The sequence below is a fragment of the Amycolatopsis sp. NPDC004747 genome (assembly GCF_053601335.1).
The window spans coordinates 332,247-359,034 of the sequence record NZ_JBSGBQ010000003.1 but is presented as its reverse complement, the minus strand read 5'-3'; the positions used below and the strand labels follow the sequence as shown (position 1 = coordinate 359,034).

28 protein-coding genes are annotated in these 26,788 nt (G+C 72.7%); 15 read left to right on the top strand and 13 right to left on the bottom strand.

Annotated elements, in window-relative coordinates:
• From ACWEGE_RS06615 to ACWEGE_RS06600, 4 genes are all read left to right on the top strand, one after another.
• Window positions 1–1,854: a helix-turn-helix domain-containing protein gene (locus ACWEGE_RS06615; RefSeq protein ID WP_449659427.1), complete on the top strand. Its 1,854-nt coding sequence runs from the start codon at window positions 1–3 to the stop codon at window positions 1,852–1,854.
• 146 nt (window positions 1,855–2,000) lie between these two features.
• Window positions 2,001–2,255: a hypothetical protein gene (locus ACWEGE_RS06610; protein WP_449659426.1), complete on the top strand. Its 255-nt coding sequence runs from the start codon at window positions 2,001–2,003 to the stop codon at window positions 2,253–2,255.
• A gap of 34 nt (window positions 2,256–2,289) precedes the next feature.
• Complete coding sequence (locus tag ACWEGE_RS06605) at window positions 2,290–2,493, top strand: hypothetical protein (protein WP_449659425.1); 204 nt, start codon at window positions 2,290–2,292, stop codon at window positions 2,491–2,493.
• A complete protein-coding gene (locus tag ACWEGE_RS06600) occupies window positions 2,490–4,685 on the top strand; it encodes a TOMM precursor leader peptide-binding protein (protein ID WP_449659424.1) in 2,196 nt (731 codons plus the stop codon). Before ACWEGE_RS06605 ends, ACWEGE_RS06600 begins: the two co-directional genes overlap by 4 nt.
• On the opposite strand, the gene ACWEGE_RS06595 is transcribed toward ACWEGE_RS06600, so the two are convergent.
• Entirely contained in the window at window positions 4,682–5,869 is a 1,188-nt protein-coding gene (locus tag ACWEGE_RS06595) for an extracellular catalytic domain type 1 short-chain-length polyhydroxyalkanoate depolymerase (protein ID WP_449659423.1), read from the bottom strand. The genes ACWEGE_RS06600 and ACWEGE_RS06595 overlap by 4 nt on opposite strands.
• Window positions 5,870–6,060: 191 nt before the next feature.
• Between ACWEGE_RS06595 and ACWEGE_RS06590 the strand changes: the two genes are divergently transcribed.
• On the top strand, window positions 6,061–7,398 hold the full coding sequence (locus ACWEGE_RS06590; RefSeq protein ID WP_449659507.1) for a tannase/feruloyl esterase family alpha/beta hydrolase: 1,338 nt from the start codon (window positions 6,061–6,063) through the stop codon (window positions 7,396–7,398).
• On the opposite strand, the gene ACWEGE_RS06585 is transcribed toward ACWEGE_RS06590, so the two are convergent.
• Complete coding sequence (locus ACWEGE_RS06585; RefSeq protein ID WP_449659422.1) at window positions 7,385–8,341, bottom strand: glycoside hydrolase family 6 protein; 957 nt, start codon at window positions 8,339–8,341, stop codon at window positions 7,385–7,387. The genes ACWEGE_RS06590 and ACWEGE_RS06585 overlap by 14 nt on opposite strands.
• Window positions 8,342–8,649: 308 nt before the next feature.
• Between ACWEGE_RS06585 and ACWEGE_RS06580 the strand changes: the two genes are divergently transcribed.
• On the top strand, window positions 8,650–9,063 hold the full coding sequence (locus tag ACWEGE_RS06580) for a hypothetical protein (RefSeq protein ID WP_449659421.1): 414 nt from the start codon (window positions 8,650–8,652) through the stop codon (window positions 9,061–9,063).
• A gap of 66 nt (window positions 9,064–9,129) precedes the next feature.
• On the opposite strand, the gene ACWEGE_RS06575 is transcribed toward ACWEGE_RS06580, so the two are convergent.
• The 4 genes from ACWEGE_RS06575 to ACWEGE_RS06560 all read right to left on the bottom strand — a co-directional run bounded on the left by ACWEGE_RS06575 (window position 9,130) and on the right by ACWEGE_RS06560 (window position 12,758).
• Window positions 9,130–9,423: a hypothetical protein gene (locus ACWEGE_RS06575; RefSeq protein ID WP_449659420.1), complete on the bottom strand. Its 294-nt coding sequence runs from the start codon at window positions 9,421–9,423 to the stop codon at window positions 9,130–9,132.
• Window positions 9,424–9,668: 245 nt separating this feature from the next.
• Window positions 9,669–10,643 carry a TolB family protein gene (locus ACWEGE_RS06570; RefSeq protein WP_449659419.1) on the bottom strand — a complete coding sequence of 325 codons (975 nt, stop codon included), beginning with the start codon at window positions 10,641–10,643 and terminating at the stop codon, window positions 9,669–9,671.
• Window positions 10,640–11,884 carry an MFS transporter gene (locus ACWEGE_RS06565; RefSeq protein ID WP_449659418.1) on the bottom strand — a complete coding sequence of 415 codons (1,245 nt, stop codon included), beginning with the start codon at window positions 11,882–11,884 and terminating at the stop codon, window positions 10,640–10,642. Before ACWEGE_RS06565 ends, ACWEGE_RS06570 begins: the two co-directional genes overlap by 4 nt.
• A 4-nt stretch (window positions 11,885–11,888) precedes the next feature.
• Window positions 11,889–12,758, bottom strand: a complete 870-nt coding sequence (locus tag ACWEGE_RS06560; RefSeq protein WP_449659417.1) for an alkaline phosphatase family protein — start codon at window positions 12,756–12,758, stop codon at window positions 11,889–11,891.
• Between the two features lie 222 nt (window positions 12,759–12,980).
• On the opposite strand from ACWEGE_RS06560, the gene ACWEGE_RS06555 reads away from it, so the two are divergent.
• From ACWEGE_RS06555 to ACWEGE_RS06525, 7 genes are read left to right on the top strand one after another with little or no spacing between them, the layout of a single operon-like run.
• Entirely contained in the window at window positions 12,981–13,253 is a 273-nt protein-coding gene (locus ACWEGE_RS06555) for a hypothetical protein (RefSeq protein WP_449659416.1), read from the top strand.
• Window positions 13,250–14,353: an FAD:protein FMN transferase gene (locus ACWEGE_RS06550; RefSeq protein ID WP_449659415.1), complete on the top strand. Its 1,104-nt coding sequence runs from the start codon at window positions 13,250–13,252 to the stop codon at window positions 14,351–14,353. Before ACWEGE_RS06555 ends, ACWEGE_RS06550 begins: the two co-directional genes overlap by 4 nt.
• Window positions 14,350–14,901: a ferric reductase-like transmembrane domain-containing protein gene (locus ACWEGE_RS06545; RefSeq protein ID WP_449659414.1), complete on the top strand. Its 552-nt coding sequence runs from the start codon at window positions 14,350–14,352 to the stop codon at window positions 14,899–14,901. The genes ACWEGE_RS06550 and ACWEGE_RS06545 overlap by 4 nt, the downstream gene beginning before the upstream one ends.
• Window positions 14,898–16,019 (top strand): NADH-ubiquinone oxidoreductase-F iron-sulfur binding region domain-containing protein, encoded by a 1,122-nt coding sequence (locus tag ACWEGE_RS06540; RefSeq protein WP_449659413.1) that lies wholly within the window; start codon window positions 14,898–14,900, stop codon window positions 16,017–16,019. Before ACWEGE_RS06545 ends, ACWEGE_RS06540 begins: the two co-directional genes overlap by 4 nt.
• Window positions 16,016–16,219: a ferredoxin gene (locus tag ACWEGE_RS06535; RefSeq protein ID WP_449659412.1), complete on the top strand. Its 204-nt coding sequence runs from the start codon at window positions 16,016–16,018 to the stop codon at window positions 16,217–16,219. Before ACWEGE_RS06540 ends, ACWEGE_RS06535 begins: the two co-directional genes overlap by 4 nt.
• A 43-nt stretch (window positions 16,220–16,262) precedes the next feature.
• Entirely contained in the window at window positions 16,263–17,006 is a 744-nt protein-coding gene (locus tag ACWEGE_RS06530) for an SIR2 family NAD-dependent protein deacylase (protein ID WP_449659411.1), read from the top strand.
• Window positions 17,003–17,488 carry an N-acetyltransferase family protein gene (locus tag ACWEGE_RS06525; RefSeq protein WP_449659410.1) on the top strand — a complete coding sequence of 162 codons (486 nt, stop codon included), beginning with the start codon at window positions 17,003–17,005 and terminating at the stop codon, window positions 17,486–17,488. Before ACWEGE_RS06530 ends, ACWEGE_RS06525 begins: the two co-directional genes overlap by 4 nt.
• A 94-nt stretch (window positions 17,489–17,582) precedes the next feature.
• Here ACWEGE_RS06525 and ACWEGE_RS06520 read toward each other — a convergent pair whose 3' ends face one another.
• The 3 genes from ACWEGE_RS06520 to ACWEGE_RS06510 all read right to left on the bottom strand — a co-directional run bounded on the left by ACWEGE_RS06520 (window position 17,583) and on the right by ACWEGE_RS06510 (window position 20,690).
• On the bottom strand, window positions 17,583–17,915 hold the full coding sequence (locus ACWEGE_RS06520; protein WP_449659409.1) for a hypothetical protein: 333 nt from the start codon (window positions 17,913–17,915) through the stop codon (window positions 17,583–17,585).
• A 203-nt stretch (window positions 17,916–18,118) separates the two neighbouring features.
• Window positions 18,119–19,639, bottom strand: a complete 1,521-nt coding sequence (locus ACWEGE_RS06515; RefSeq protein ID WP_449659408.1) for a protein kinase domain-containing protein — start codon at window positions 19,637–19,639, stop codon at window positions 18,119–18,121.
• 85 nt (window positions 19,640–19,724) lie between these two features.
• Complete coding sequence (locus tag ACWEGE_RS06510; protein WP_449659407.1) at window positions 19,725–20,690, bottom strand: SDR family NAD(P)-dependent oxidoreductase; 966 nt, start codon at window positions 20,688–20,690, stop codon at window positions 19,725–19,727.
• 104 nt (window positions 20,691–20,794) lie between these two features.
• Between ACWEGE_RS06510 and ACWEGE_RS06505 the strand changes: the two genes are divergently transcribed.
• Window positions 20,795–21,334 (top strand): DUF6069 family protein, encoded by a 540-nt coding sequence (locus tag ACWEGE_RS06505; RefSeq protein WP_449659406.1) that lies wholly within the window; start codon window positions 20,795–20,797, stop codon window positions 21,332–21,334.
• A complete protein-coding gene (locus tag ACWEGE_RS06500; RefSeq protein WP_449659405.1) occupies window positions 21,331–21,756 on the top strand; it encodes a nitroreductase/quinone reductase family protein in 426 nt (141 codons plus the stop codon). The genes ACWEGE_RS06505 and ACWEGE_RS06500 overlap by 4 nt, the downstream gene beginning before the upstream one ends.
• A 21-nt stretch (window positions 21,757–21,777) precedes the next feature.
• Here ACWEGE_RS06500 and ACWEGE_RS06495 read toward each other — a convergent pair whose 3' ends face one another.
• The 4 genes from ACWEGE_RS06495 to ACWEGE_RS06480 all read right to left on the bottom strand — a co-directional run bounded on the left by ACWEGE_RS06495 (window position 21,778) and on the right by ACWEGE_RS06480 (window position 26,521).
• The gene (locus ACWEGE_RS06495) at window positions 21,778–22,581 is read right to left on the bottom strand and encodes an ABC transporter permease (protein WP_449659404.1); all 804 of its coding nucleotides are present in this window, start codon (window positions 22,579–22,581) and stop codon (window positions 21,778–21,780) included.
• Window positions 22,578–23,582 (bottom strand): ATP-binding cassette domain-containing protein, encoded by a 1,005-nt coding sequence (locus ACWEGE_RS06490; protein ID WP_449659403.1) that lies wholly within the window; start codon window positions 23,580–23,582, stop codon window positions 22,578–22,580. Before ACWEGE_RS06490 ends, ACWEGE_RS06495 begins: the two co-directional genes overlap by 4 nt.
• Window positions 23,583–23,645: 63 nt before the next feature.
• A complete protein-coding gene (locus ACWEGE_RS06485; protein ID WP_449659402.1) occupies window positions 23,646–24,161 on the bottom strand; it encodes an OsmC family protein in 516 nt (171 codons plus the stop codon).
• An 83-nt stretch (window positions 24,162–24,244) separates the two neighbouring features.
• Entirely contained in the window at window positions 24,245–26,521 is a 2,277-nt protein-coding gene (locus ACWEGE_RS06480) for a M4 family metallopeptidase (RefSeq protein WP_449659401.1), read from the bottom strand.
• Window positions 26,522–26,788: the final 267 nt, after the last annotated feature.

Below are 26,788 nucleotides of genomic sequence, written 5' to 3'. Positions count from 1 at the left end.
ATGACCGCCGTGACCGCACCCTCGGACGCGCTGCGCCGGCTGCTCGACCTGCTCGCCTCCGGGGCGAGCACCGAGCAGCTGGCGCACGTCGTCGTGGCCGCCCGCGCCGAGGGCGCCCTCGACGCGGCCGACCTGGCCGCGCTGGCCAGCGCGGGTGAACTGGCCCTGCGCATCCGCGAGACCCTGGCCGAGCACCGGCGGCGCGAGGCCCAGCTCACCGCGCTGTTCGAGACGGCGAGCGAGCTCGCCGCGCTGTCGGACCCGGACACCGTGCTGCGCTCGATCGTGCGGCGGGCGCGGGCGCTGCTCGGCGTCGACGTCTCCTACCTTTCGCTCAACCACGAAGCCGAGAACAAGACCTACGTCCGGGTCAGCGACGGGTCGGTGTCGGCGGAGTTCCAGCAGATCGTGCTCGGCATGGGCGAGGGGCTCGGCGGGCTGGTCGCGCAGACCGCGCGGCCGTACGCGACCTCGGACTACTTCAACGACGACCGGTTCAAGCACACGCGGCACATCGACTCCGGCGTCGCGGACGAAGGCCTGACCGCGATCCTCGGCGTCCCGCTGGCCATCGGCCCGAAGGTGCTCGGTGTGCTGTTCGCGTCGGACCGCGCCACCCGGGAGTTCTCCGCCGACGAGGTCGCCCTGCTCTCCTCGCTCGCCGACCACGCGGCGATCGCGCTGGACAGCGCGAACCTCCTCGACCAGACGCGCCGCGCGGTCGCGGAGCTCAACGAGGCCAACGCGACGATGGAACGCGCCGAGGACGCGCACGACCGGCTGACCGACCTCGTGCTGCGCGGGGGCGACCTGCCGGACGTCGCCGGCGCCGTCGCCGACGTGCTGCACGGCGACCTCACCGTCTACGACGCCGACGGCACGCTCCTGGCGAGCTCGTCGGCGCCGGTCGCGCTCGACGCGGAGGCGCTCGCGGCGGCCCGCGCGTCCGGGCGTGCGGTGTCCACAAAGGACAACTGGGTGTGCGCGGTGCAGGCGGGCCCCGAGCTGCTCGGCAGCCTGGTGCTGGCCGGGCGGGCCGGGCTCAGCGACCCGGACCGGCGGCTGTTCGAACGCGCCGGCGTCGTGACGGCCCTGCTGCTGATGCTGCGGCGATCGGTGGTGCGCGCCGAAGACGAGGTCCGCGGCGAGCTGCTGACCGACCTGCTCACCGCGCCCGGCCGCAACCCCCGCGCGCTGCTGGCCCGCGGCCGACGGCTGGGCATCGACCTGTCGGCCCCGCACGCGGTGCTGGTCGCCCACGCGGACGGCGGCTCCCGCCGGCGCGTGGCGAGCGCGGCCGCCCGGCACGCGACGCTGGTCGGGGTGCACGCCGAAGAAGTCGTGCTGCTGGCGACCGGCGACCCGGACGAGCTGGCCCGCCGGGTGGCAGCCGACCTCGGCTCGGCCACCGGCCGCCCGGTGACGGTGGGCGCGGCGGGCCCGGCGGGCGGCCCGTCGGCGATCGCGGAGGCCCACGCGGAGGCGGCGCGCTGCGTCCGGGCGCTGCTGGCGCTCGGCCGCACGGGCGAAGGCGCGGCGATGACCGGGCTCGGCTTCCTCGGCCAGCTCCTCGGCGACCGCGCGGACCTGGACGCGTTCGTCCGCCAGACGCTGGGGCCGGTCCTGGACTACGACGAGCGCCGCGGCACCGAGCTGGTCGCGACGCTGCGGGCGTACTTCGCGAACGGTTCGCAGCTGGCCCGCACGAAGGATGTGCTGCACGTCCACGTGAACACGGTGGTGCAGCGGCTGGAGCGGGTGGCGTCCCTGCTGGGGGAGGACTGGCAGGTGCCGGACCGGGCGCTGGAAATCCAGCTGGCCCTGCGGTTGCACCGGCTCGGCGGGGCCCGCTGACCCCGGTTTTTGTCGGTGCTGTCCGGTAGCGTGGAAATCGGGGGACACCCCCGCGGGCCCGGCAAGTACCCCCGCCCGGCCCTAGCGGAACCCCCGCCGGGTTCGGCACGGTGGGAGTTGACGGATGCCGACATCGAGGGGGTCTCGTGCAGGAATTCGAAAACGCGCTCGCGGCAGCGTTCGGGGTGGGCCCGGCCGAACCGCCGGGGCTGGCGATCGACCAGCTCGACGGCCGGCGGGTCGCCGACGGCGGCGCGGACGTCCGGGCGTCGACCTGTGTGACCCGTGCCGAGCCGGTTCGGGCGTCGACCTGTATGACCCGTGCCGAGCCGGTCCGGCTCTGCGTGGGCTGCGTCGGCTGCCTCGCCGAACTGCCCGAACCGGTGGCCGCCCGGGCGTAGCGGCGCTCGGCGCCAACGACTTGGAGGGGGTCTGGTGCGGGACTTCGAGAAAGCACTGGCGGCGGCATTCGGCACCGGGTCGGCCGAGCCGCCCGGACTGGCGATCGACCGGCTCGACGGGTCGATCGTGTCCGCTCCGGTGCGGCTGTGCCGGCCCCACCCGGCCGGGCCGGTGCGCGGCTCGGTCAGCCCCTGCCTGACCGGGGTGAACCTCTGCGCGGCCCCGGCCGCCGGGTGATCGAACCGGAGCCGCCGGTCGTCGGGTTCAAGCGGCACCTCAGCACCGCCGTGGTGCCCGGCGACGCGGTCTACGTCCTGTCCGAAGACGGTGCGACGGCGCTGAGCGGGCCGCACCTGGAGTCCCTCGTACCGTTGCTGGACGGCACCAGGGACTTCGCGGCCCTGCGCCGTGACCTGCCCGACGGCGTCCCGGCCGACGAGGCGTCCGGAGTGCTGACCCGGCTCGCCGAAGCCGGGCTGATCGGCTTGCGCCCGGCGGCGTCCACCCCGGAACTGGCCTACTGGGACGCCGTGGGCGGCGAACCGGCGCACGGCCGGGTCGCGCTGGTCGGCGGGGACCCCGCGGCGGCCGACGCCCTGCGCGCGGCCGGGCTCACCGTGGGAGAAGACGCCGAGCTTTCCGTCGTGCTGTGCCGCGACTACCTCGACGAGTCACTGTCCGAAGTGGACGCCGAGCACCGCGCGTCCGGACGGCCGTGGCTGCTCGCCAAACCGTTCGGGGCACGGGTGTGGATCGGCCCGTTCTTCACCCCCGGCGACGGTCCGTGCCGGCACTGCCTGGCCGTGCGGCTGTGGGGCAACCGGCCCGCCGAAGCCCACGTCCGTGACGCACTGGGCCTGCCGGGTCCCGTGCCCCGCCCGGAAGTCGCGTTCACGCCGCTGACCGCCGTCGCGCTCAACCTGGTCGCCCTCGAAGCGGCCAAGTGGCTGGCCGGGCACCGGTATCCGGGCCAGCGTGCCCTGTGGACGTTCGACAGCCGCGACCTGACCGGCGAACGGCACGAGGTGCGCGCCCGGCCGCAGTGCCCGTCCTGCGGAAACCCGGACCTGGTGCGGGAGCGGACGCGCCGGCCGGTGGTGTTCCGGCCGCGGCCCAAGTCCGCCACCGACGGCGGCGGGCACCGGGCGCTGCCGCCGGAGCAGGTCCTGGACACCTACCGCCACCTCGTCAGCCCCTTGACCGGGGTCGTCAAGGAACTGCGCCGTGACAAGCGTGGTCCCGCGCTGTTCAGTTCGTTCCGCTCGGGGCCGAACACCGCGCTGGGCCGCCGTGGCGCCGACCGGCTGCGCACGGCGTTGCGCAGTGAGAACGGCGGCAAGGGCGTCACACCGCTGCAGGCCGAAGTCGGCGCGCTGTGCGAAGCCCTCGAGCGGCACAGTGGTCACCACGACGGCGACGAAGAACGGGTGCGGGCCAGTTTCCGTTCGCTGGGCGACAAAGCCGTGCACCCGGACACGTGCCAGCTGTTCCACGAACGCCAGTTCGCCGAGCGGGCGCGCACCAACGCGGAACACGGGCCGTTCCAGTTCGTCTGCGACCCGTTCGACGAGGACGCGGTCCGCGACTGGACGCCGGTGTGGTCGCTCACCCGCGGCGAACACCGGCTGTTCCCGACCGGCATGCTGTACTTCGGCGTGCCCGCCGAGCCGGGCCGGGTGTCGTTGTTCCCCGACTCCAACGGCAACGCCGCGGGCAGCACCCTGGAAGACGCCGCCCTGCAGGGGATGCTCGAGGTCGTCGAACGCGACGCCGTCGCGCTGTGGTGGTACAACCGCACCCGGCAGCCGGCCGTCGACCTGGACTCCTCCGGTGACCCCTGGATCGCCGAGCTGCGGCAGGCGTACGCCGGTCTGGGCCGCGAGGTCTGGGTCCTCGACCTCACGTCCGACCTCGGCGTGCCGGTGATGGTGGCGCTGTCCCGGCAGACCGGCGGCCCCCGCGAGGCGATCATGCTGGGGTTCGGCGCGCACCTGGACCCGGCCGTCGCGCTGCGGCGCGCGCTGACCGAGCTGAACCAGATGATGCCCCCGCTCCTCGACGGCTGGGACGGCGGCGCCGACCCGGACGCGGTGCGGTGGCTGCGAGACGCGACCGTGGCGAACCAGCCGTACCTGCTGCCCGACCCGGCGCTCGGCCCGGCCGGCTTCACCGATGCTTCCGCACCCGACCTGCTGACGGACGTGCGGCTGGTGCAGGCCAGGCTCGAGGCCGCCGGGCTGGAGGTGTTCGTGCTCGACCAGACGCGCCCCGACATCGGGCTGCCCGTGGTCAAGGTGATCGTCCCGGGCCTGCGCGGGTTCTGGGCGCGGTTCGCGCCCGGGCGGCTCTACGACGTGCCGGTGCGGCTCGGCCGCCTGGCCGAGCCGACCGCCTACGAAGACCTCAACCCGATGCGGATCTTCCTCTAGCACTGCCCGTCGGCGAGGACCCAATAACCGGGGGACGTCTCCCGCAGAGCGTGCACGGTGAAGGTGTTCCACAGCCCCATGGCCTGGTTCGACCCGTTCGCGTACGTCTGCCCGCCGCTCTGGTGGGCGCGGCCCGCCTGCGTGTGGGCGTAGTTGCTGGCGCTCACGCAGGTGCCCGACGGAGCGGCGGTGGTCGTCGGCGGCGGCGGCGAAGTGGGGCCCGATCCGCCGTCCAGACCGAAGAACACGCCCGTGTAGTAGCTGGAACAGATCCCGGCGAGGAAGTACGCGCCGGTGCTGCCGCACTGCGTGGCGCCGGTGCCGGGGTCGACCGCCGTGCCGTGGCCCATGCCCGCGATCGAGTACAGCTGCACCTTGCCGCCGTAGTTCGTCAGCGTCGTGCCGCCGGACAGGGACTGCGTGCTCGTCGGCGTCTGGGAGACGCCGTGCACCGCCGTCCACTGGTCGCGCAGCTCGGTGCCGTTGACCGGGTAGACCGTGTAGTCGCCGGTGCCCTGCCAGATCGCCACGCGCGGCCACGGCCCGCCGTAGCCGGGGTACTGCGCCTTGACCTTCGACGCCCACTGCGCCGGCGTCAGGTGCTGGTCGTTCTGCTGGCAGTTCGTCGCTTCGGTGACGCTGGTGGCGCACTGGGCAGGCAGCCCGGCGTTGATCCCACCGGCGGCGAAGACGTCCGGGTAGGCGGCGAGCAGGTCGGCGGTCATGCCGCCGCCCGCCGACAGGCCGGTGACGAACACGCGGGAGCGGTCCGAACCGTGGTCGGCGACCGCCTTGTCCACCATGGACTTCACGGACGCGGCTTCGCCGTTGCCGCGGGTGTCGTCGGCGGTGGAGAACCAGTTGAAGCACTTCAGCGAGTTGTTCGCGGTCGATTGCTGCGGGAACACGACTTCGAACCGCCAGCGGTCGGCCAGCTCGGGCCAGCCCGAATGGGCGTAGTAGTCCGCGGCGCTCTGCGTGCAGCCGTGCAGCGCGACGACCACCGGACGGCCGGTCTCCAGCCCGGCCGGGGTGTAGCTGTACATCGCCAGCGCCCCGGGATTGGCGCCGAAGGACGTGGTCTGCACGAGGGACGACGCCGGCGGATCGGCGGCGGCCACCCCGACGGTGGTCAGCACGGCGGCGGTGAGCGCGGCGAGGCCGGCGAAAGCGAGCTTGCGCATGGTGAGTTCCTTCTCGTCGTTGAGAGGGTCCCCAGCGACGCTAAATCGGTGCCGCGGTCAGGACCATGTGGCTGCCCGCCACATCGGCCCGGCGATTAGTGGTGGCCGGCGGGATGGCATCCGGCCGGCGCACGCGCTTGGGTTCGGTCCATCGGAAGAGGCGGAGGTGAACCGTGCGGGGTTGGCTGGCTTTGGTTCTGGCGGGCGCGCTGGCGGCGGCGCTGCCCGCGTCGGCGTCGGCTGCGGCCGGGCGCTGCTCGGCGGCCGTACCCGGCGCTGAACAGCAGGTCGCCGCGTGCCTGGACGACCTGACGACGACCGGCACGCTCGCGTCCGGGCACACCGTCGAGGCGGACTGGGCCGGGCTGACCTCGGCGGGGCTGCCCACGTTCGGCGCGGTGCCCGGTGTCCAGGTCGACGGGTACTTCCCGGACTCCTCGACGGCGAACACCAACCACGGCTGGAACCACGACGCGCAGTTCGTGCTGCGGCTGCCGGACCGGTGGAACGGCGGCCTGGTCGTCTCCGGCTCGCCCGGCGTCCGGCGCCAGTACGCGAACGACCGCGCGATCGGCGACCAGGCCCTCGCGGAGGGGTACGCGTTCGCCGCGACCGACAAGGGCAACACCGGCGCGGCGTTCTACACCGACGGCGTCCGGCCGGGAGACGCACTGGCGGAGTGGAACGCGCGCGTCACGCAGCTGACGCTCGCCGCCCGGGCCGCGGCGGTGCGGCACTACGGGCGTCCGGTGACGAAGACGCTCGCCGCCGGGCTGTCCAACGGCGGGTACCTGGTGCGGTGGCAGCTGGAGAACCGGCCCTGGCTCTACGACGGCGGCGTCGACTGGGAAGGGACGCTGTGGCGGCCCGACGGGCCGAACCTGCTGACGTTCCTGCCGCCGGCGCTGCGCGCGTACCCGGCGTACGCGGCCGGTTCCGAGACAGCCCACCAGTCCATTTTGGACGCCGGGTTCGCGCCGGGGTCGGAGTTCCTGTGGGACTACCACTACCGCTTCTACTGGGACCTGACCCAGCGGATCTACCGCGAAGAGGTCGACCCGTCGTTCGACGGCGCTCTTCAGGCCGGCACGCCGTTCTGCGCTTCGGGAACGCCTTCGTGCGATGCGGACTACGCGTACGCGTCCCGGCCGGCTTCGGTGGCGCGGGCGGTCGAGCGGATCTCGCTGACCGGCCGGATCGGCAAGCCGCTGCTGACCCTGCACGGCACGCTGGACACGCTGCTGCCGATCACGCGCGACTCCGACGTCTACGACCGGATGATCACGGCGGCGGGACGAGGGGCGCTGCACCGCTACTACCGGATCGAGGGCGGCAACCACGTCGACGGGCTCGTCGACGCCTTCCCGGACCGGCTGCGCCCGCTGGGCCCGTGCTACCGGACGGCGTTCGACGCCCTCGGCGGCTGGCTGCGCGGGGTGCGGCCGCCGGCCTCGGCGACGATCGCCCGCCCCGCCGGAGCGACCCCGGCGGAGCTGGCGACGTCGTGCGAGCTGGTCAGTCGCCCTTGATCAGGTGGCCGGCCAGTACCGGGCTGAAGGTGCCGGCCGGGACACCCGAGCCGTAGCCGCAGCTGCCGTCGGAGTCGCCGGGGACCTTGATCCACAGCTGCATCTCCGGGCCGCCGCCGAGCTGGGAGGTGGCACCCAGCTTGCGCTTCGGCGGGTTGCACCACTCGGAGTCCGTGCCGTGGCCGTTGCCGTTGCGGCTGGTGTCCACCACGAACGGTGCCGCGTACCCCAGCGCCGAGCCGACGGCCTTGCCGTAGGTCGTCGACTCGGCCGTGGTGTAGAAGTTGGACACGTTCAGCACGAAGCCGCGGATGGACTGCACGCCCACCTGCCGCAGGCGCGCGGCCATCGTCGCGGCCGGGATCCAGGTGGCGTTGCCACCGTCCACATAGGCCCAGGTGTTCGGTGCCTTCTGCGCGAACTGCGTCGTGGCGTACTTCAGCAGGTCGACGCGGGTTTGGCGGGCGTCGCCGGGCAGGCAGTCGAGCTGGGCGAGCGCGTCGGGCTCGATGATCACGACGGCCGGCTTGCCGCCGATGCCGTCGGCGAACGCGGAGATCCAGTCGCGGTAGGCCTGCGGGCTGCCCGCGCCACCGGTCGACTCGCCGCCGCAGTCGCGGCCGGGGATGTTGTAGGCGACCAGGACGGGCAGCTTGTCGGCGACGTCGGCGGCGTAGGTGTAGGAGTCGACCGCCGCCCGGATGTCGCCGCTCCAGTTGCCGAACCAGCGGGCGCCGGGCTTGGTCGCGATCGACGTCCGGATCGGACCGGCGAGGCTGTCGTTCGGGTGGTCGCGGACCCACACCGCCGGGTTGGCGTCCGGGTCGACGTAGAAGCCGTTCGTCTTCTCGAGCGGGTTGCCGTCCGCGGCGAGGGCGGGGGAGGTGGGGGCGAGCCCGGTGAGCGCCAGCGTGGCGGCCACGAGCCAGGTCTGGATGCGCATTTCCGCAGTTTGCCGCCGAGGCGTACACGAATCGTACAAAAATGCGGTGAACCGGATCGAACCCGCGTCCGTACTACTGGGTGAGGGGCGCGGTATGACTGCCGTTGACACCCGCGCCGAGCTGCAGTTTCACCGTCCGGACGGTCGACCCCGTTCGGCCGCTTGCGGGAGCGCCGGCTGTCATTCATGATGGCATCGGGGTCCGCGAAAATTCGTTAAAGTCGAATATCCAGGTGTCGGCCATGCTGCGGAAGAACCGTCCGTCCGGAAGTGAACGTCATGCTCCTACCTGTGCCCGGGGCCGCCTGATGGCCGTCGACCTGCCGGGTCTCGCGATCGTCGCCGGGGTGCTGTTGCCGGCGTTCGCCGCGGCGGCCTGGGCGATCAGCCTGGAACAGTTCCCCCGACGCCGTCCCCCGGCCGTCGACCCCGAGCCGGAGCCGGAGCCGGACTTCACCGTGGCCGGGATCCAGTCGCGCCTGCGCCGCGAGGTGGCCGCGCGCAAGCTGGCCGAGTCGGGCACAGTCGCCCTGCCGACGCTGCCGATCCCGGCCCAGACCCGCCGCGAGCCGGCCTCGCCCCGGCTGCCGCTGCGCGTGGTCGGGGTCCTGCCCCCACCGACCCCGGCACCGGCGGGCTTCCCGGCCCCGAGGTTCGCGTTCGCACCCCCGGACACGGACCTGATGCGGCGCATCCTCGACGGGCTGCGCAAACTGGACTGACCGGCCTGGTCTCCCCACGCCCTGATGCGGCGTCGGTTGCGCGCGAGATGTCGATGCCGTAGGCGGTCATGAGGTCAGTGGTCTCTCGCGTGATTGTCCGAGCTGGACGGGTAGAGCGCCGGCTTCGAGAAGCAGGCCCGCGTTCTCCCGGCGCAGCGCGGCAATCTCTTCTTTTACCGCGATGAGCTCCGCGAGCAGGTCGCGCGTGTAGGTGGCGCGGTCGTTGACCAGCGCCTGGTACCCGGTGTGAAGTGCCGCCAGTGCCTGTTGGTCACCGGCCGTGCGCGCCGCACGCACGGCACGGCGGGCGGAGAGCAGCCCGACAAGGGCGCCCGAGAGCGGGCCCAGGATCGCTGCCATGGCTGTGAGCCAATCGGGAGTAGTCACGCGAGAGCAGATAGCGAGGCTCGCCCACCCGGGACCTGACCAGGGAAGATCTGGTCTTCGACCAGGTCACGCGGTTGCGTGGCTCGCTCGTGAACACCTCGACCAGGTAGCACTCCGGACGGCCAGCCTGCTCCGGCCGGCCCGGTCGCCACGCCCGGCTCCGAGCGGCCCCCAAGCCGACTTGGGCCGGTTGGGTCCGGCCACCGACCCGGAGGCGATCACAAAGCCGCCGGGGACTCCGCGTCCGGGATCAGCAGCCGGGGTGTGCCCGAGGCGTCGGCCGGGGTCGACCAGACGTCCGCGTGGCCCGGGCCGCGGGGCAGGCCGTAGCCGATCGTGCGGTCGTCGAGCCACGCCGGCTGGTCGTCGACGCTGCGGGTCTCCGCCAGTGGCGTCACCTTCGACGTCGCCAGGTCGAGCACCGAAAGCCGCCACCCGTGGGCCGGGTCGCCGTCCACAGCGGACTTGAACGCCACCCTCGTCCCGTCCGGGGACAGCGACGGGCACTCGACGTTCTCGCGCAGCGTGCGGATCGTGTGCCCGGCGAAGTCGCCCGTGACCAGGTAGCGGTGGCCTGCCGTCGACATCGTCGCGTAGAAGTGGCGGTCGTCGGCGGTGAACGTCACGCCCCAGAAGTTGAGGTCGGCCGCCTGGTACGGCTTGCCGTCGAGGGTCACCGCGTAGTCCTCCAGCGTGCCCGCGAGGTCGCCGGTCGCCGTGTCGAGGATGCCGGCGCGGGTGGAGAACATGCCGCCGTTGTAGGAGTCGCCGGTGACGAACACCGTCCACGCCAGCATCCGGCCGCTCGCCGACACCCGTGCCCGGTTCGGCAGCCCGACCAGCGGGATCTCCCGCCGCACCGCCAGGCCGGCGTCGAGCACCGCCAGCTGGTAGGTGGTCAGGCCGGCGTCCTGGCGCAGGCACAGCCCGGTGCCTCCGGCCGCGTACACGCGCGCGCACGACAGCGGCGACACCGTCCGCGGGCCGCCGGGGTCGGCGACCGACACCGTGGCGACGTGCCCGCGGTCGGCGTCGGCGGTGCTGCGGAACAGCAGCCGCGGGCCGGGGTCGAGGCGGACCGCGCCGGTCGCGACGACGTCGTGGCTCCGGGCGCTCGCGAACCCGACGTACGCGACCGCCGCCCCGGCGAGCGCGAGCACGCCGGCGACCGCGACGAGGATCCGGGTCTTCACGCCGTCACCTTCCGCAGTACCACGAACGTCGTGGCGATCGCGGCCACCGCCCCGCCCGCCGCGACGGCGATGGCGAGGTCCGCGCCCCAGAACTGCCAGGCGAGTCCGAACAGGACGGACGAGGCGAAGTAGGCCAGCGCCTGCGCGGTCTGGACGAGCGAAATCCCGGTGGTGCGCAACGACTCCGGCAGCAGCGGACCGGCCAGGGCCATCAGGACGCCGTCGGTCGCCGCGTAGAACGCGCCGTACAGCGCCAGCGATGCCGCGATCAGCGGCCAGCCGGTCACCGGCCCGGCCAGCAGCAGGTAGACCAGCGCCAGTGCGCCGTACCCGCCGAGCACCACCGGCAGCCGCCCGACGCGGTCGGCGAGCGCGCCCAGCGGCGCGGCGAGCAGCAGGTAGCCGAGGTTCGTGCCCACGGCGAGCAGCGGGAACCAGCCGGTGGCGATGTCCTCCTTGTGCTGCAGCAGCAGGTAGACGAACCCGTCGCCGACCGTGGCCAGCCCGAGCACGCACGCGGCCACCAGCAGCCGCCGCACCCCGCTCCCGCGCAGCAACGCGGCCGCCGCCCGAGGGGAGACCGGCGTCGCAGCCTTCGGTGTCCGGCGGTCGCGGACGAACAGCACCAGCAGCAGCACGCCGATCGCGGCGATACAGAAGCTGACGACGAACACGGCGTCGAACGCCTCGGGGTTCGCCGCGCCGACCGCGGCCAGCACGGCGAGCGCGACCAGCGGCCCGGCGAACGCGCCCACGCTGTCCATCGCGCGGTGCACGCCGAAGGCCCGGCCGAGCAGCGGTTCGGGCGCGGACAGCGTGATCAGCGCGTCCCGCGGGGCGGTCCGCAGGCCCTTGCCGGTGCGGTCGAGGGTGATCACCGCGCCGATCGCGGCCGCCGACGACCCGGCGGCGAGCAGGCCGAGCTTCATCACCGCGGACAGCGCGTAGCCGGCGCCGGCCACGACCTTGCGCCGCCGGACCCGGTCGGCGACGTACCCCCCGACGATCCGCAGCACCGCCGTCGCGCCGGTGTAGAGGCCGTCGACCAGCCCGTAGGCGGCCGGGCTCAGGTGCAGGCCGAGGACCAGGTAGACGGGCAGGACCGCGGTGACCATCTCCGAGGAGACGTCGGTGACCAGGCTGACCGCACCCAGCGCGAAGACGTTCGCGCCGACCGCCGAGAGCTTGCGCCGGGACACCGTCCCAGCATGCTCTCGGCGGCCGATGGTGGACAGGTACACGCGGTTACTGCCAGACGTCGAGGATCGGCGACTTGCTCGCGGCGTTGCCGATGCCGGGCAGGCCGTAGGCCGCCTCGATGGTGCGCAGCACGGTGTAGTGGTTGATCGTTTCGCCGTAGCTGCCGACCTTGACGTTCGCGCCGGTGAAGGTGGTGAAGATCTGGTTGACCGAGGTGTTGCTGTCCTCGTCGAACGTCGTGATCAGGAGGCTGTTGTGCGTCTTGGCCCACTGGGCGTAGGCGTCGAGGTTCTTCTTCAGCCAGGTGTCGCCGGTGCCGATGCCGCAGTCGTGCATGTCGTTGCACATGTCGGGCGTGACGAAGGCGACCGTCGGGAGCTGGGTGAAGTCGGACGGGAAGCCCGAGAACCGGAGGTTGCTCGCGGCGGGGACGTTGGAGAAGTCGACCCAGCTGTTGTGCTTGCGGCGGTAGGTGCCGCTGGAGCAGCCGGTGTAGCCGTCCGACGGCATGGCCTCGGAGTAGCCCTTGAAGGTCTTGCCCGCGTCGATCAGCTGACGGCCGAGGTTGGCCTTCGCGCCGAGGTTGGCCGGGCAGGTGTCGTCGGTGACGCCCTGCGTCGCGCCGGAGAAGAGGGCGACGTAGTTCGGCTGGCTCGGGTGGGTGATCGCGAAGGAGCTCGTGAACTTCGCGCTCTGCGAGGCGAGGGTGTTGAAGTAGGGCGCGCTGGAACTGCCGTTGATCGAGGAGTACTTCTTGTTCTCGAACATCACGAGGACGATGTGGTCGAACGCCGGCACGGCCGCGGCGGTCGGCCGGACGGCGGCGGACTGGCCGCTGACGGCGGTCGCGGTGACGACACCGGCGGTGACCAGGGTGGCTGCGGCGAGCGCGGCGAAGATCCGCTTGCGGATCATGGGTCCTCCAGCACTGAGGGGGCGGGCGCCTCATGGTGCCCACGGCAGGGGACCGGTTCGTGAGGTGCTGTGGTCCGGTACGTGAACACCAGGAAACCTCCGGCGGACAACGGAAAGAGTGGGTGAATGGCTGTCCGGTGTCAACCTCCTTTGGTTGGGGCGCCAGGGCTTTGACAGGTCGTTCCCAGCTCGTTCAAAGGAACGGCGCCGACACTCGGTGCCATGGAACCCACCACCCCGCCCGGACCCGCCCGCCGCGAGCAGGGCCGCCGCAAGGCCGCACTGGCCACGGCGGCCGCCGCGGTCCTCGGCGCGGCAGCGGTCGGCGCCATCGGCTTCGGCCTTTCGGCGGCCTCGGCCACCACTGCCACCCCTGATTCCGATGCTGGTTCGACGAGCACCGATCCGACCGGCTTCCAGGACGAGCTGCAGGCGCCGGACAGCGGGCTGAGCAGCGGATCCGGCCACGCGCACACCGGTTCGGGTGCGTCGTGACGGCGGCGTTCCCGGCGCTGGGCACGACGGCGGAGCTGGTGCTGACGGATTCCACCCGGCTGGGGGAGGCGGTCGCACTGCTGCGGGAGGAACTGGCGGCGATCGACACGGCGTGCAGCCGGTTCCGGCCGGATTCGGAGATCTCCCGGCTGCACGCGGCGGCGGGGCGGCAGGTCCACGTGGGGCCGCTGCTGGCGGAGGCGTTGGGGGCGGCGCTGAGAGCGGCCCGGCTGACGGGAGGACTGGTCGACCCGACGGTGGGGGCGGCGGTGCGTGCGCTGGGGTATGACCGCGATTTCGCTTTGGTCACCGGTGATCGGGACGCGGAGGCACTCGGTGTCGCCGATGATCGGGACACGGCAACCGTTTCCGCGGCGGGCGGCCCGCCTGGGGTGGCTGCTTGCGGTGGGGAGCGGGCCGATGTTGCTCGGCGGCACGCCACAACCGCTCCGGCGGCGGGTGGCCCGGTCGAGGCGACTTGCGGTGGTGAGCGGGCCGATGCCGGTGATCGGGACACCACAACCATTCCCGCCCCCGGCTGGCACCGGGTCCTCTTCGACCCCGTCCACCGGCTCGTCGTCCTCCCGCGCGGCGTGCACCTCGATCTCGGCGCGACCGCCAAGGCGCTCGCCGCCGACCGGGCCGCGCTGCGGATCCACGCCGTCCTCGGCTGTGGTGTCCTGGTGAACCTCGGCGGCGATCTGCGCGCCGTCGGACCCCCGCCGCCCGGTGGCTGGCAGGTCGCCCTCGGCGACGACCACACGAACGCCGTGGCCCGGCCGGACGCCACCGTCGCCCTCGGCCGGGACGGTGCGCTCGCCACCTCCGGCGCCACCCGGCGGCGCTGGCGCCACGCCGGCCGGACCGTCCACCACATCGTCGACCCGCGCACCGGGGACGTCCCCGAAGCCCGCTGGCGCACCGTCACCGTCGCCGCGAAGTCCACTGTGGACGCCAACACCGCGAGCACCGCGGCGATCGTCCTCGGCGCCGCCGCACCCGGCTGGCTCGGGCAACGACAGCTCCCCGCGCGGCTGGTGGGCGTCGGCGGCGACGTCGTCACGACCGCCGGCTGGCCCGGCGAACGGGAAGCGGCATGAGCTCCGCGGTGTGGTACTTCAGCCGCGCGACCGGGCTCGTCTCGCTGGTGCTCTGCACCGGCGTCGTCGTCCTCGGCGCGCTCGGCGCCGGCCGGTTCGCCACGCGCGAGTGGCCTCGGTTCGCCGTCGCCGCCGTGCACCGGAACCTGGCGCTGACCAGCCTGGCCTTCCTCGCCGCGCACATCGCGTCGGCCGTACTGGACGGCTACGTCCCGCTCGGCTGGCTCGACGTCGTCGTCCCGTTCGGCGCGGGCTACCAGCCGCTGTGGGTCGGGCTCGGCGCCGTCGCGATCGACCTGCTGCTCGCGATCGTCGTCACCAGCCTCGTGCGCACCCGGCTGCCGGCGCGGGCCTGGCGCGCCGTGCACTGGCTGGCCTACCTGTGCTGGCCGGTCGCGCTGGTGCACGGCTTCGGCATGGCCGAAGACGACGCCGCCTTCGGCTGGATCGTCGCGCTCGACGTGCTGTGCGTGCTGGCCGTGCTCGGTTCCGCCGGCTACCGCGCGGCCCGCACCCGCAAGTTCGCCGCACTGGGAGGCGCCCGATGACCATCCTGTCCCCGCACCGGCTCGACCTGGCCGGCCACCGGCGCCGCAACGGCGTCGTGCCGTGGGTCGCCTACCACGGCGACGACGGCCGTGACCGGCTGATCGCCGCCGCCGAGTCGGCCGACCTGCGCGGCCGCGGCGGCGGCGGCTTCCCGATGGCGGTGAAGCTGCGCGCGGCCCGGTCCAACCGCTCGATCGTCGTCGCGAACGGCTGCGAAGGCGACCCGCTCAGCCGGAAAGACGTTGCGCTGCTACAGCTTTCGCCGCACCTCGTCCTCGACGGGCTGCAGCTGGCCGCGCACGCCATCGGCGCCGCCGAGGCCGTCCTCTGCGTGCACGCGGGCAGCCCGGCGCTGCCGGGTGTCGCCGCGGCCCTCGCCGAGCGCGAAGACCGGCTGCCGGTGCGGGTCGCGGAGGTCCCGCGCCGGTACGTCGCCAGCGAAGAGACCGCGCTCGTCCGGTACCTGACGTCGGGTGACGCGCGGCCGCAGGGCAAGCGGCCCCGGCCGGCCGAACGCGGCGTGCGCGGCCGGCCGACCCTGGTGTCCAATGTGGAGACTCTGGCGCAGCTGGCGTCGGCGGTCCTGCTGGGACCGCACCACTACCGCACGTCCCGGACCGAACTGGTCACGGTGACCGGCGCGGTCCGGCGGCCCGGGGTGGTCGAAGTGCCCGCGGGCACGACGGTGTCCGGCGTGCTGGCCGCGGCGGGCGGCGAAGCGGAACCGGTGCAGGCGGTGCTCGCCGGCGGGGCCTGGACCGCGGATCTCACCGGCGGCTGGTCCGGGATCGCGACGGTGTCCGCACTCCCGGCGCGTGCGTGCGGCCTGGAGTACACCGCGGAGGTGCTGGCGTACCTGGCGGCCGAGTCGGCCCGGCAGTGCGGGCCGTGCACGTTCGGCCTGCCGTCGATCGCGGCGGACTTCGCGGAGCTGGTCCGCGGCGGTCCCGCGACGGCCCGGCTGGCCCGCCGCCTCCCGCTGCTCACCGGCCGCGGCGCGTGCGCCCACCCGGACGGCGCCGCCCGCCTGGCCGCCAGCGCGCTGCAGGTGTTCGACGCCGACGTCCGCGCCCACCAGGCCGGCGGCCGGTGCCGGATCCCGGCGGGTGTCGCATGAAGGTGACAGTGGACCCGATCGGGTGTCGCGCGCACGGGCTGTGCGCGGACCTGCTGCCGGAACTGGTGCGCCTCGACGAGTGGGGCTATCCGGTGGTGGCGCCCGGCCCGGTGCCGGCCGAACTGGTGGCGGAGACCCGCCGGGCGGCCGCGGCGTGCCCTGCGCTGGCGTTGAAGCTGCGGAAGGACGAGCGGCGGTAAACCGGTCGTGCGGGGCGGGGCAGAGCCGTTAGCCTTCGCCACCATGGACGGCAAGCTCATCGACCGGATCCGCGGCGCCCGGCGGATCGCCGCGCTGACCGGGGCGGGGATCTCCACCGCGTCCGGCATCCCGGACTACCGCGGTCCCGAGGGCGTCTGGACGCGCACACCGAGTGCGGTCAACGCTTTCACGCTCGAGAACTTCATGGCCGACGCCGACGTGCGTCGCGAATTCTGGGGCACCTACGCGGATCACGCCGCCTGGCGCGCCGAACCGAACGCGGCCCACCGCGCGCTCGCTTCGCTCGACACCGCCGGGGTCGCCGTCCGCGTGCTCACCCAGAACGTCGACGGCCTGCACCAGCGGGCCGGGCTCGCCGCGCGAAAAGTCCTCGAACTGCACGGCAGCATGCACACCACGCGCTGCACCGGCTGCGCGGCCGGGTTCCCGACCGCGGAGATCCTCGCTTCCGGCCAGGACGACCCGTCGTGCCCGGACTGCGGCGGGATCCTCAAGCTCGACGTCGTCCTCTTCGGACAGTTGCTGGACGGCGAGGTGATCGGCCGGGCCCGGACCATCGCGGCGGCGAGCGGGCTGTTCCTGGCCATCGGCAGCACGCTGCAGGTGGAGCCGGCGGCGTCACTGTGCACGGTCGCCGTGCGCGCCGGAGCGACGCTGGTCGTGGTCAACCGCGACCCGACCCCGTACGACGAGGACGCCGCTTTCGTGCTGCGGGAGGACATCGAGGAAGTCGTGCCGGAACTCTGTGCGGCGGTGACCCGGTGATCCGCGAAGCCCGCGAAGGCGACTGGCCCGCGATCTGGCCGATCATCCGCGACGTCGTCACCGAGCAGCGGACGTTCGCCTACGACCCGGCGATGACCGAGCCCGCCGCGCGGCGGATGTGGCTGCTCGACCCGCCGGCCCGGGTCGTGGTCGCGGTGGACGGCGACCGGGTGACGGGCACGGCGAATATGTACGCCAACCGGCCGGGGCCGGGCAGCCACGTCGCTTCCGGCAGCCTCATGGTCGCGAAGGATGCGCGCGGCGCGGGCGTCGGACGCGCGCTCACGACGGATCTGATCGCCTGGGCCCGGCGCAGCGGCTTCGCGGCGATCCAGTTCAACGCGGTCGTCGAGGTGAACACGGCCGCGATCCGCCTGTACGAGAGCCTGGGGTTCGTGACGCTCGGAACGGCACCGGGAGCGTTCCGCCACCCGGACGCGAGGGCCGTCGGGCTGCGCATCATGTGGCTGGACCTGCGGTGACCTGCGCCGGCGGCGCAGCAAGACCTCGCGCCGATGCCCCGGGGCGGTCACGGTGGAAGCAGAAGAAATCCACCGGCCCGAGTATTCCCGAGGGTCAGGCCGCGGCCGCGTCTCCGGGTGGTTCCCCGTCCGCTTGCCCGACCGGGGTGTCGCGGGGTTCCGACAGTTCTTCGGCGAAGATGGAATCGATCTTGCGGCTCGCGGCCCGCAGTTTCGCCACGCTCGCGACCAGCAGCACGAATGCGGCGGCGGGCACCACCAGCAGCGCGGGCGGCCACCCGAAAGCGGCGACGCCTGCGGCGCAGGACAGGGCGATGACCAGGAAGACTGCCCGGCCGGCGACCCGCGGCCAAGCAGGTCGTGGCTTGGCGTGCCGTCCGCTCGGTGTGCGGAAAACCGGCCGCGCGAGGGCAGCGTGGACACCCATCCAGACCTCCGGGAATGTTTCGTCGAACCAGCCGGGAGGGGATTCCCGGCGGCGGCACCGTGGAGTGAGTCGGGCCGGGCAGCGGTTCGGTTACCTGCCGTTATTGGTTCGAGTCCCAATTCGCGGCATTCCATTGCCGGCCATTCCGGGCCGTTTTCCGCACTAGGGCCATTGGTCCCGGATCGGCCCGCCGGAGGTCCCGCTCAGGCGTCGTGACCGGGACCCTTGCCCTTGTTCTTGCCTTCCGGATCGGTCTTCGGGGGCTTGCCGGCCTTCGGCGGCGGCCCGGCCGGGGACGGCGGTTCGCGGGTCTCGGCGGCGGGTTCCAGCGAACCCGTTTGGCCGGTGCCCGGCTGCGTGCCGGCGCCGCCGGGGTCGCCGGCGGGCGGCGCGGAGGTCCCGTGCTCGGCGAGCGGCGTGGACGACGTCGGTGGGGCGGAGACGGCGGGGGAGTGCGCGGCGGGCGGCGGGACGGGCGACCCGGTCCCGGCTTCTTGTTCGGTCAGCAGCACGACTGCCACGGCGGCCGCGGCGGCGGTCAGCCCGGCCGCGGTGGCCAGGCGACGGCGCCGCGGGTTCCCGGCCGGGGGAGCCGCGGCGCCGTGGAGCTGTGTCGGAGCATCGGCTGCGAGCCGAGCGCGGCGGGCCGAGGTCACGTCGTGCGCCGGGTAGGCGGCGGCAGAGTCGCCGGCCGGGTCGTGTCCGGCCGTTGCCCCGTGCTGGGCGGCGAGCGCCCCCGCGGCGTCCAGGGCCCCGGGTGGCACCGAGGCCGGGCGGCGGCGCCGGAGGGGGCTGCGCTGCGTCCGGCTCCACGGCAGCGTCGGCGGCGGCGCGTGCAACATGTCCAGGACCTTCGCGGCCGTCGGCCGGTCGGCGGGCTCCCGCTGCGTCATCCGGCGCAACGTGTATGCCAGCGCCGCCGGTGCGTCCTCCGGGATCCGCGGCGGTCTCGTCAGCCGGGCCATGGCCGCCTCGACCATGGTGCCCGGGTACTCCCGTTGCCCCGTCAGGCATTCCAGCAGGATCAAGCCCAGCGCGTACACGTCCGCCGGCGGGCCGGCCGGCTCGCCCGACACCTGCTCCGGCGCCAGGTACGCCGCCGTACCCGGGATCAGGCCCGTGCCGGTGATGTGGGTGGTGTCGAGGGCGTGGGCGATGCCGAAGTCGCCGATCAGCGGACCGTCCGCGGACAGGAACACGTTGGCCGGCTTCAGGTCGCGGTGCACGATCCGCCGCGCGTGGACGTGGGCCAGTGCCTCGGCGAGCCCGTCGGCCAGCGCCGTCACCTCCGCCGCCGGCATCGGGCCGCCCAGCAGGCGCTCCGCGAGGTTCTCGCCCTCGACGAGCTGCATCACCAGGTACGTCCGGCCGTGCTCGGTGCCGCTGTCCAGCAACGCCACCACACCCGGGTGGCTGATGCTGCCCTGGATGGTCATCTCGCGCAGCCGGCGCCGCTGGTCGAGCGCCACCGCGTCCCGGTCGTAGATCTTCACGGCGACCTCGCGGGTCAGCCGGACGTCGTAGGCCCGGTACACGCGGGCCGTGCCGCCGCTGCCGATCAGCCTGCCGACTTCGTAGCGCCCGCCGAGCAGACCCGGCGGCCGCTCGTCGTCGAGGGCGTTGAGCGGGGTGACGGTGAACTCACCCAGTGCGTAGCGACCACAGGTGACCTCTGCCCCGTCGTCAGTCGGCGGGCGCCCCGTTCTTCCGGCTTCGTCGGCCACGGGCGGCAAGTACCCCCGTCCCGTGGTCGGCAAACGTCGGAAGATCACGAAGAAGGTATCGCCCGGGGGCCCGCCGACGTGACACTCAGGCCCGTGCGAACGCGTCCACCCCGGTGAGCTGCGCCGACAGCGTCCACAGCCGCTCGGCCTGCTCGCGGTCGACGGCGTACCGGCGGACGCCGGACTCGGCGAGGCCCTCGGCGCCCTCCGGGGCGAGCTCGGCGACGTCGCAGTCCTCCAGGTACAGCCCGCCGAGCCCGGCCAGCTGCGGCGAGGTGGCGGCCCAGACCGCGGTCGCCGCGCCCTGCTCGGGGGTCTTGAACTGCATCAGGAAGTTCCCGGCCTCGTCGATCCAGCCGCGTTCGATCATCTCCTCGCGCGGCAGGTGGCGCTGCAGCGGCGTCATGATGGCGCCCGGGTGCAGCGCGAACGCGTGCACGTCCTTCTCCGCGCCCAGCCGGTCGAGCTGCACGGCGAAGAGCACGTTCGCCGTCTTGGCCTGCCCGTAGGCCTGCCACTTCTCGTAGCCGTTCTCGAACTGGACGTCGTCCCAGCGGATCGGCGAGTAGTGGTGGCCGCGAGAGGAGAGCGAAACCACGCGGGCGCCTTGGGCGATTGCCGGCCACAGCCGGTTGACCAGGGCGAAGTGGCCGAGGTGGTTGGTGGCGAACTGGGCCTCCCAGCCGGGCCCCACGCGGGTCTCGGGGCAGGCCATGATGCCGGCGTTGGCGATGAAGAGGTCGATCTGCCGTCCGGTGGCCAGGAACCGCTCGGCGAACGCACGGACGCTTTCGAGGTCGCCCAGGTCCAGCTCGTCGACCTCGACGTTCTCGATCCCGGCGAGCGCTTCCTCGGCGGTCTCGCGGCGGCGGGCCGGGACGACGACGTGGGCGCCGGCGCCGGTCAGCGCGCGGGTGGTTTCGAGGCCGATCCCGGAGTACCCGCCGGTGACGACGGCGAGCTTCCCGGTGAGGTCGACGCCTGCGACGGCTTCGGCGGCCGTGGTGGTGGCGCCGAAGCCCGAACCGATCTTGTGCTGTGCGGTGGTCATGACACGACGCTACGAGCTGGAGTGCACTCCAGCGCAAATCGCGGCCGGGGCCGAATCGGGGGACAATCGAAGCGGAGGCACTGCCGAGGCGAGGGAAGGCCGTGATGTCCGACTACTACGGGAACCAGCCCCAGGACGTCCGCCCGGGGATCGACGCGCGCCGCCTGTGGGCGGGCGGTGTCGCGACGGCGGTGGTCGCAGCCCTGCTCGCCGTCGTCGGGTTGCTGATCGCGCGGGGCATCTTCGAGGTCGAAGTGCTGGCCCCAAAAGGCGAAGGCGTCTGGGGCAACGCGAGCACCACGACGTACGCGCTGGTCGCCGCCGCGGTGGCCCTGCTCGCCACCGGGCTGATGCACCTGCTGAGCGTGGCGACACCGGCGCCGTCGCAGTTCTTCGGCTGGATCATGGTGCTGGTCACGCTGATCGCGGTGGTGCTGCCGCTGACCCTGACGGTGGCGCCGAGCGCGAAGATCGCCACGGCGGTGATCAACCTGGTGATCGGCCTGGTCATCGCGACGGTGGTGAACAGCATGGCGGCCAGCGCCCGGACGCTGCACCGGCGCCGCTCCCAGCAGAGCGCGCCGCCGCCGACGCGGCAGCAGTGGACCCAGCAGGACCCGCCGACCCGGTACTACGACCGGTGACCGCGGTGGACGTCCGGGAGACCAACCGCCGGGTGATCGAGCAGTTCCGCGCGGGCGGTGAGGTCGAGGGCATGCACCGCGAGCGCCTGGCGCTGCTGACGACGACGGGCCGGAGCTCCGGAGAGCCCTACACGGTCCCGATGATGGTCCACCGCGACGGCGCCCGGTGGCTGGTGGTGGCGTCCAACATCGGGGCGCCCCGGCACCCGGACTGGTACCTGAACCTCGAAGCCGACCCGCGGGTGCACGTCGAGGTGGACGGCCGCTCGTTCGACGCGGAGGCGTTGCCGCTGCTGGGCGCGGACTACGTGCGGACGTGGACGGAGCTGGAGGAGCAGTACCCGTTCCTGGCTGACCACCAGGCCAAGGCGCGGCAGGCGAAACGGGTGATCCCGATCGTGGAGCTGTCCGAAGAGGACTGAGGAAGTCCTCTTCGGACTGTGCTACTTGCTCGCCACCCGGCGGTAGCGCGCCGTCGCCAGCGGGGCGAAGATCGCGATGATCGCCAAGCAGCACAGGAGCGCGTACAGTGCCGCGTGCTCCGCCGGCCAGCCCGTCGGCGGGGCGCCGAAGCGGTTGCCGAACAGGTCCCTCGTCGCGTTGATCACCGCCGTGAACGGGTTCCAGTCCGCGATCGCCTTCAGGAACGCCGGGAGCGTGTCCGTCGGGACGAACGCCGAGGAGATGAAGCTCAGCGGGAACATCCAGATCAGTCCCACGCTCTGCGCCACCTCGACGCTGCGCGCCGCCAGGCCGATCAGGGCGCCGACCCAGGACAGCGCCCACGCGAACATCAGGATCACCAGGTAGCCGAGCAGCGCGTCCCAGAAGCTGCCGCGGATGCGCCAGCCGACCAGCAGGCCGCACGCCGACATCACGACCAGCGCCACGACGCTGACCACCAGGTCCGACGTCGTGCGGCCGAGCACCACCGCGATGCGGGACATCGGCAGCGAGCGGAACCGGTCGATGATGCCCTTCTGCAGGTCGTTGGCGAAGCCGATGACCGTGAACGCCGAGTTGAACGCCACCGTCTGGGCGAAGATGCCCGCGATGAGGAACTCGCGGTACGCCGCGCCGCCCGCTTCGCCGCCGATCGCGTTGCCGAAGACGTAGGCGAACAGCAGGACGAACATGATCGGCTGCAGCGTCGCCGCCATCAGCCAGTCGGGGTTGCGGCGGACGTTCATCAGGTTGCGCCAGGTGACGATGCCGCCGTCGGAAATGCCCTTCGCGATCGCGTTCACTTCGCCACCGCCTCGACGGACCCGGCCGGCGAGGCCGACGTGGCGGGTGTGGCGCCGTGTCCGGTCAGGGACAGGAAGACGTCGTCCAGCGTCGGCCGGTGCAGGCCGACGTCCTGGACCGTGACGCCGTGGGAGTCGAGCCGCCGCAGGGCCTCGATCAGCGCCTTCGGCCCGGTGTCGACCAGGATCTCGGCCCGGCGCGTGTGGTCGTCGCCCGACGGCTCGCCGGTGCCCACCTCGCGCAGCACGTCGAGGGTGACCGGCAGGTCCGCGGCCGAAGCGACGACGAGCTCGAGGCGCTCGCCGCCGATCTGGGCCTTGAGCTCGTCCGCCGTGCCGCGCGCGATCACCCGGCCGTGGTCGATCACCACGATCGAGTCGGCGAGCTGGTCGGCCTCTTCGAGGTACTGCGTGGTCAGCAGCACCGTCGTGCCGTCGGCCACCAGCTCCTTGATCACCTCCCAGGTGTCGAGCCGCCCGCCCGGGTCGAGGCCGGTGGTGGGCTCGTCCAGCACGACGACGGCCGGCTCGGCGACCAGCGCGCCGGCCAGGTCCAGCCGGCGGCGCATGCCCCCGGAATAGCCCTTGGCCGGCCGGTCGGCGGCCTCCTCCAGCCGGAACCGGGTGAGCAGCTCCCGGGCGCGGGAGCGCGCCGCGGCCTTCTTGCGGCCGTAGAGCCGCCCGACCATGTACAGGTTCTCGAACCCGGTGAGGTTCTCGTCGACCGCCGCGTACTGGCCGGAGAGCCCGATCCGCTGCCGCACCGCGTCGGGCTCGGCCAGGACGTCGTGCCCGGCCACGTGCGCCGACCCGGAGTCCGGGCGCAGCAACGTGGTCAGGATGCGCACGGTGGTGGTCTTCCCGGCGCCGTTCGGCCCGAGCAGGCCGAGCACCTGGCCGGCCGGGATGTCGAGGTCGACGCCGTCGAGCGCGCGCGTCGAACCGTAGGTCTTGACGAGCCCGCGTACCCGGACGGCTGGGTCCGGTTCCGGCTGTGGCATGGCGGCTCCCCCTTCAGGTGACCCCGACAAGCTAGGCCACGCTGCCCGGTTTGTCCTCCGGGTTTATCCCTGGTTCGCCGAAAGCGTGACGGCGAATTCCGGCGGTGTCCGCAGCGACTGGAAGACGACGCAGTAGCGCTCGGTCAGCTTCTTCAGCGTGGCGAGCTGCTCTTCGGAAGCATCGGAGTCGAGGTCGAACGAGAGCCGGATGGCGCGGAAGCCCACCGGCGCGTCCTTCGCGACGGCGAGCGTGCCGCGGAAGTCGAGGTCGCCCTCGGCCCGGACGCGTCCGCCTCGGACGGTCAGGCCCAGCGACGTCGCCACGGCGCGCAGCGTCACCCCGGCGCACGCGACGAGCGCTTCGAGCAGCATGTCACCCGAACAGGCGAGGGTGCCGTCGCCGCCGGTGGCCGGGTGCAGCCCCGCTTCGACGACCGCCCGGCCGGTCTCCACCTTGCAGGAGATGCCGAGGCCGTCGAGCTGGGCGTCGGCGTGCAAGGTGACGAGCGCGCTTTCCGGGGCCTCGCGGTACTTGTCCTTCAGCGGCGCCTGGGTCGCCCGCAGTTCTTCGGTGTCCATGGGGCGATTCTGCTCCCGAAAAACGCGAAGCGGGGAGGCCGGTTCACCCGGCCTCCCCGCGGCGGTGTTTCAGTGGTTCAGCTTCAGCTCAGGGTCACGGCCACGTCGTCGATGACGAACGAGGTCTGCAGCGAGCTGTCTTCGGTGCCGGTGAACTTCAGCGCGAGGGTGCCGCCGGCCGCCGACGAGACGTCGATGGTCTTGAGCGCGTACCCGGACGCCTTGTTCAGGTTGGAGTAGCTGCCCAGCGTCGTGCTGCCGTTGGTCACGGTCAGCTTGTCGTAGGCGGTGGAGGTGGTCGTCTCCGCGGTGTCGATGTGCAGGTAGAACGTCAGGCTGGCGTGGCAGCCCGCCGGGATGCTGACCGACTGCGCGACCGACTCGGTGTGCGTGCTGCCGTAGCCGTCCAGCCAGGACGAGTACGTGCCGCCGTGGGCGGCCTCACCCTGCGAGCCCCACTGGCCGATCGAGCCGGTGGTGCCGGTCCAGCTCGTCGCGCCCGACTCGAAGCCGCCGTTGGCGATCTTCTGGCCGGAGCAGCCGCCGGTGGTGCCGACGGTCCAGGAGAACGACGCCGTGCCGGAGTGGCTGGCGCTGTCGGTCGCCGTCACCGTGACGTTCGAGGTGCCCGCGGTGGTCGCGGTGCCCGAGATGGTGCCGGTGGACGAGCTGATCGACAGGCCGGCCGGCAGGCCGGTGGCCGACCAGGTGTACGGCGCGGTGCCGCCCGAAGCCGACAGCGGCAGGTTCACCGAAGCGCCGGTCACGGTGGACTGGTTGCCCGGGTTCGAAACGGTGACCGTGCCGGTCGCCGAGCAGGTCGGGTCGGCCGACTGGGCCGGCACGCTGATCGCGTCCCACGCCGCCTTGACGGTGTTGAACTCGGTGCAGCTGCCCGGGAACAGGTTCTTCGCCGCGGTCAGCGTCCAGGTGCGGTACTTCAGGTACGAGCTGCTGGAGGTCTTGAGCAGCATCGCGTTGTAGAAGATCTTCAGCGCGGTCTGCACGCCGAGACCGGTGACCGTGGAGCTGTTGCACGTGGTGCTGGTCGGCTGGCCGTTGGTCGGGTTGGTGCCTTCGGCCAGCAGGTAGAACCAGTGGTTGCCGGGGCCGGCGGCCGCGTGCACCTCACCGTTGGGAACGCTGCTGTCGTAGCAGTTCTTGTCGCCCAGCGCCGACGGGTTGTACATGTTGCGGATCGGGCCGGAGCCGACCAGGTTGACCTGCTCGCCGACGAGGAAGTCCGGCACGTCGTACGGCGACGGCTCGTTCGCGAACCACTCGGTGGAGGCGCCGAAGACGTCCGCCACGAACTCCTGGGTGCCCGCACCCGAGATGCCACCCGGGGTGTGGTCGTCGATGCCGTGGCCGTGCTCGTGCGCGACGACGTCGATCGAGCCGATCCAGCCGCCGGCGGTGTTCTTGCCGATCTGGACCTGGGTGCCGTCGTAGTAGGCGTTCTGGTCGTTCAGGCCGACGCGGATCGGCCAGCCGCCGCCGTTGCCGTCGAAGCTGTTGCGGCCCAGCCACTGCGAGAGCATCTTGTTCTCGGTCTGGGCGGCGAACAGCGCGTCGACGCAACCGGTTTCGCGGTTGCTGGCGGTGCCGTTGCCCCAGAGGTCGTCCGGGCCGGAGAACGTGGTGTTGTTCGCCGCGTCCTGGCAGGACGTGTTGGTGATCGTCGGGTCCTTCAGCGAGTACGTGCTGCCCGAGTGCGTGGTGTCGAGGTGCACCGGGTTCGGGCCGTTCCACGCGCTGGTGCCGTCGCCGTTGAGGACGTGCTCCTGGGTCTTGAGCACCTTCCCGGTGGCGGCGTCGACGATGACGTCGAGCCGGCTCGGGCCCTCGGCGTCCCGGCCGACGACGGTGCTCTTCCAGGCCAGCGTCGGCGTGCCGAGCGCGTAGACGACCTGCTGGGCGGGGCTGATGCTGTCCACCGCGGTCAGCTGCTGCCGCGCGGTCGCCTCCGCGGCGGCCTGCGAAACCTTCGCCGTGGTGGTGGCGAGGTTGATCGTCTGGTCCTGCGCGACCGAGGTGCCGAGCACCTGGCCCGTCGAGTCGGTGGCGACCACGAAGTCGCCGCCCACCACGGCCATGCCCTTGTAGCTGCGCTCGTAGGGGATGTACTTGAGGCCGTTGGTCGAGGAAATTGCCTTCTGAGCCAGGAAAACGTCGTCCGCGCTCGCGTGCAGCGCGGCGGGCCTGCTCGCCACGAGCCCGGCCGCCGCCGACACGGCCAGGGTCTGGGCGTCCGGGACGGCGTTCGGGGTGGCGGGCTGGGCCTGGGCCGTGGTGGTCGTGCACACCGCGGCGATCAGCGCGCCGCTCGCGGCCAAGACGAATGGACGTCTCAGGTGCATCGGGGGATCTCCTCCGGGCAGGGCGAACCGGCCCGGGGTCGAGCCGGGCCGAGAACGGGGACGACGGGGAAAAATGGTGCGGCTTAGCGGAAATCAGCATCCGGTGTGAAAGCCCCGTGAACAAGCGACTAACGTACGGTCTTATCGGCAAGTCGCAATACATCCCAAAAAGGACATTTGACACTATTGGGATTCCCGGTGTCGACCGTCCATTGTGGACTTGATGTGGATCACCGCCGTTCGGCGGATCTCGGCTGCCTCCGGAAC

What these genes read in the sequence shown, in the direction of transcription:
- ACWEGE_RS06615 (WP_449659427.1), top strand. Translation starts at nt 1, where the DNA reads ATGACCGCCGTGACCGCACCCTCGGACGCGCTGCGCCGGCTGCTCGAC.
- ACWEGE_RS06595 (WP_449659423.1), bottom strand. Translation starts at nt 5,869, where the DNA reads ATGCGCAAGCTCGCTTTCGCCGGCCTCGCCGCGCTCACCGCCGCCGTG.
- ACWEGE_RS06585 (WP_449659422.1), bottom strand. Translation starts at nt 8,341, where the DNA reads ATGCGCATCCAGACCTGGCTCGTGGCCGCCACGCTGGCGCTCACCGGG.
- ACWEGE_RS06580 (WP_449659421.1), top strand. Translation starts at nt 8,650, where the DNA reads ATGGCCGTCGACCTGCCGGGTCTCGCGATCGTCGCCGGGGTGCTGTTG.
- ACWEGE_RS06575 (WP_449659420.1), bottom strand. Translation starts at nt 9,423, where the DNA reads ATGGCAGCGATCCTGGGCCCGCTCTCGGGCGCCCTTGTCGGGCTGCTC.
- ACWEGE_RS06560 (WP_449659417.1), bottom strand. Translation starts at nt 12,758, where the DNA reads ATGATCCGCAAGCGGATCTTCGCCGCGCTCGCCGCAGCCACCCTGGTC.
- ACWEGE_RS06555 (WP_449659416.1), top strand. Translation starts at nt 12,981, where the DNA reads ATGGAACCCACCACCCCGCCCGGACCCGCCCGCCGCGAGCAGGGCCGC.
- ACWEGE_RS06545 (WP_449659414.1), top strand. Translation starts at nt 14,350, where the DNA reads ATGAGCTCCGCGGTGTGGTACTTCAGCCGCGCGACCGGGCTCGTCTCG.
- ACWEGE_RS06540 (WP_449659413.1), top strand. Translation starts at nt 14,898, where the DNA reads ATGACCATCCTGTCCCCGCACCGGCTCGACCTGGCCGGCCACCGGCGC.
- ACWEGE_RS06535 (WP_449659412.1), top strand. Translation starts at nt 16,016, where the DNA reads ATGAAGGTGACAGTGGACCCGATCGGGTGTCGCGCGCACGGGCTGTGC.
- ACWEGE_RS06530 (WP_449659411.1), top strand. Translation starts at nt 16,263, where the DNA reads ATGGACGGCAAGCTCATCGACCGGATCCGCGGCGCCCGGCGGATCGCC.
- ACWEGE_RS06520 (WP_449659409.1), bottom strand. Translation starts at nt 17,915, where the DNA reads ATGGGTGTCCACGCTGCCCTCGCGCGGCCGGTTTTCCGCACACCGAGC.
- ACWEGE_RS06510 (WP_449659407.1), bottom strand. Translation starts at nt 20,690, where the DNA reads ATGACCACCGCACAGCACAAGATCGGTTCGGGCTTCGGCGCCACCACC.
- ACWEGE_RS06505 (WP_449659406.1), top strand. Translation starts at nt 20,795, where the DNA reads ATGTCCGACTACTACGGGAACCAGCCCCAGGACGTCCGCCCGGGGATC.
- ACWEGE_RS06490 (WP_449659403.1), bottom strand. Translation starts at nt 23,582, where the DNA reads ATGCCACAGCCGGAACCGGACCCAGCCGTCCGGGTACGCGGGCTCGTC.
- ACWEGE_RS06485 (WP_449659402.1), bottom strand. Translation starts at nt 24,161, where the DNA reads ATGGACACCGAAGAACTGCGGGCGACCCAGGCGCCGCTGAAGGACAAG.
- ACWEGE_RS06480 (WP_449659401.1), bottom strand. Translation starts at nt 26,521, where the DNA reads ATGCACCTGAGACGTCCATTCGTCTTGGCCGCGAGCGGCGCGCTGATC.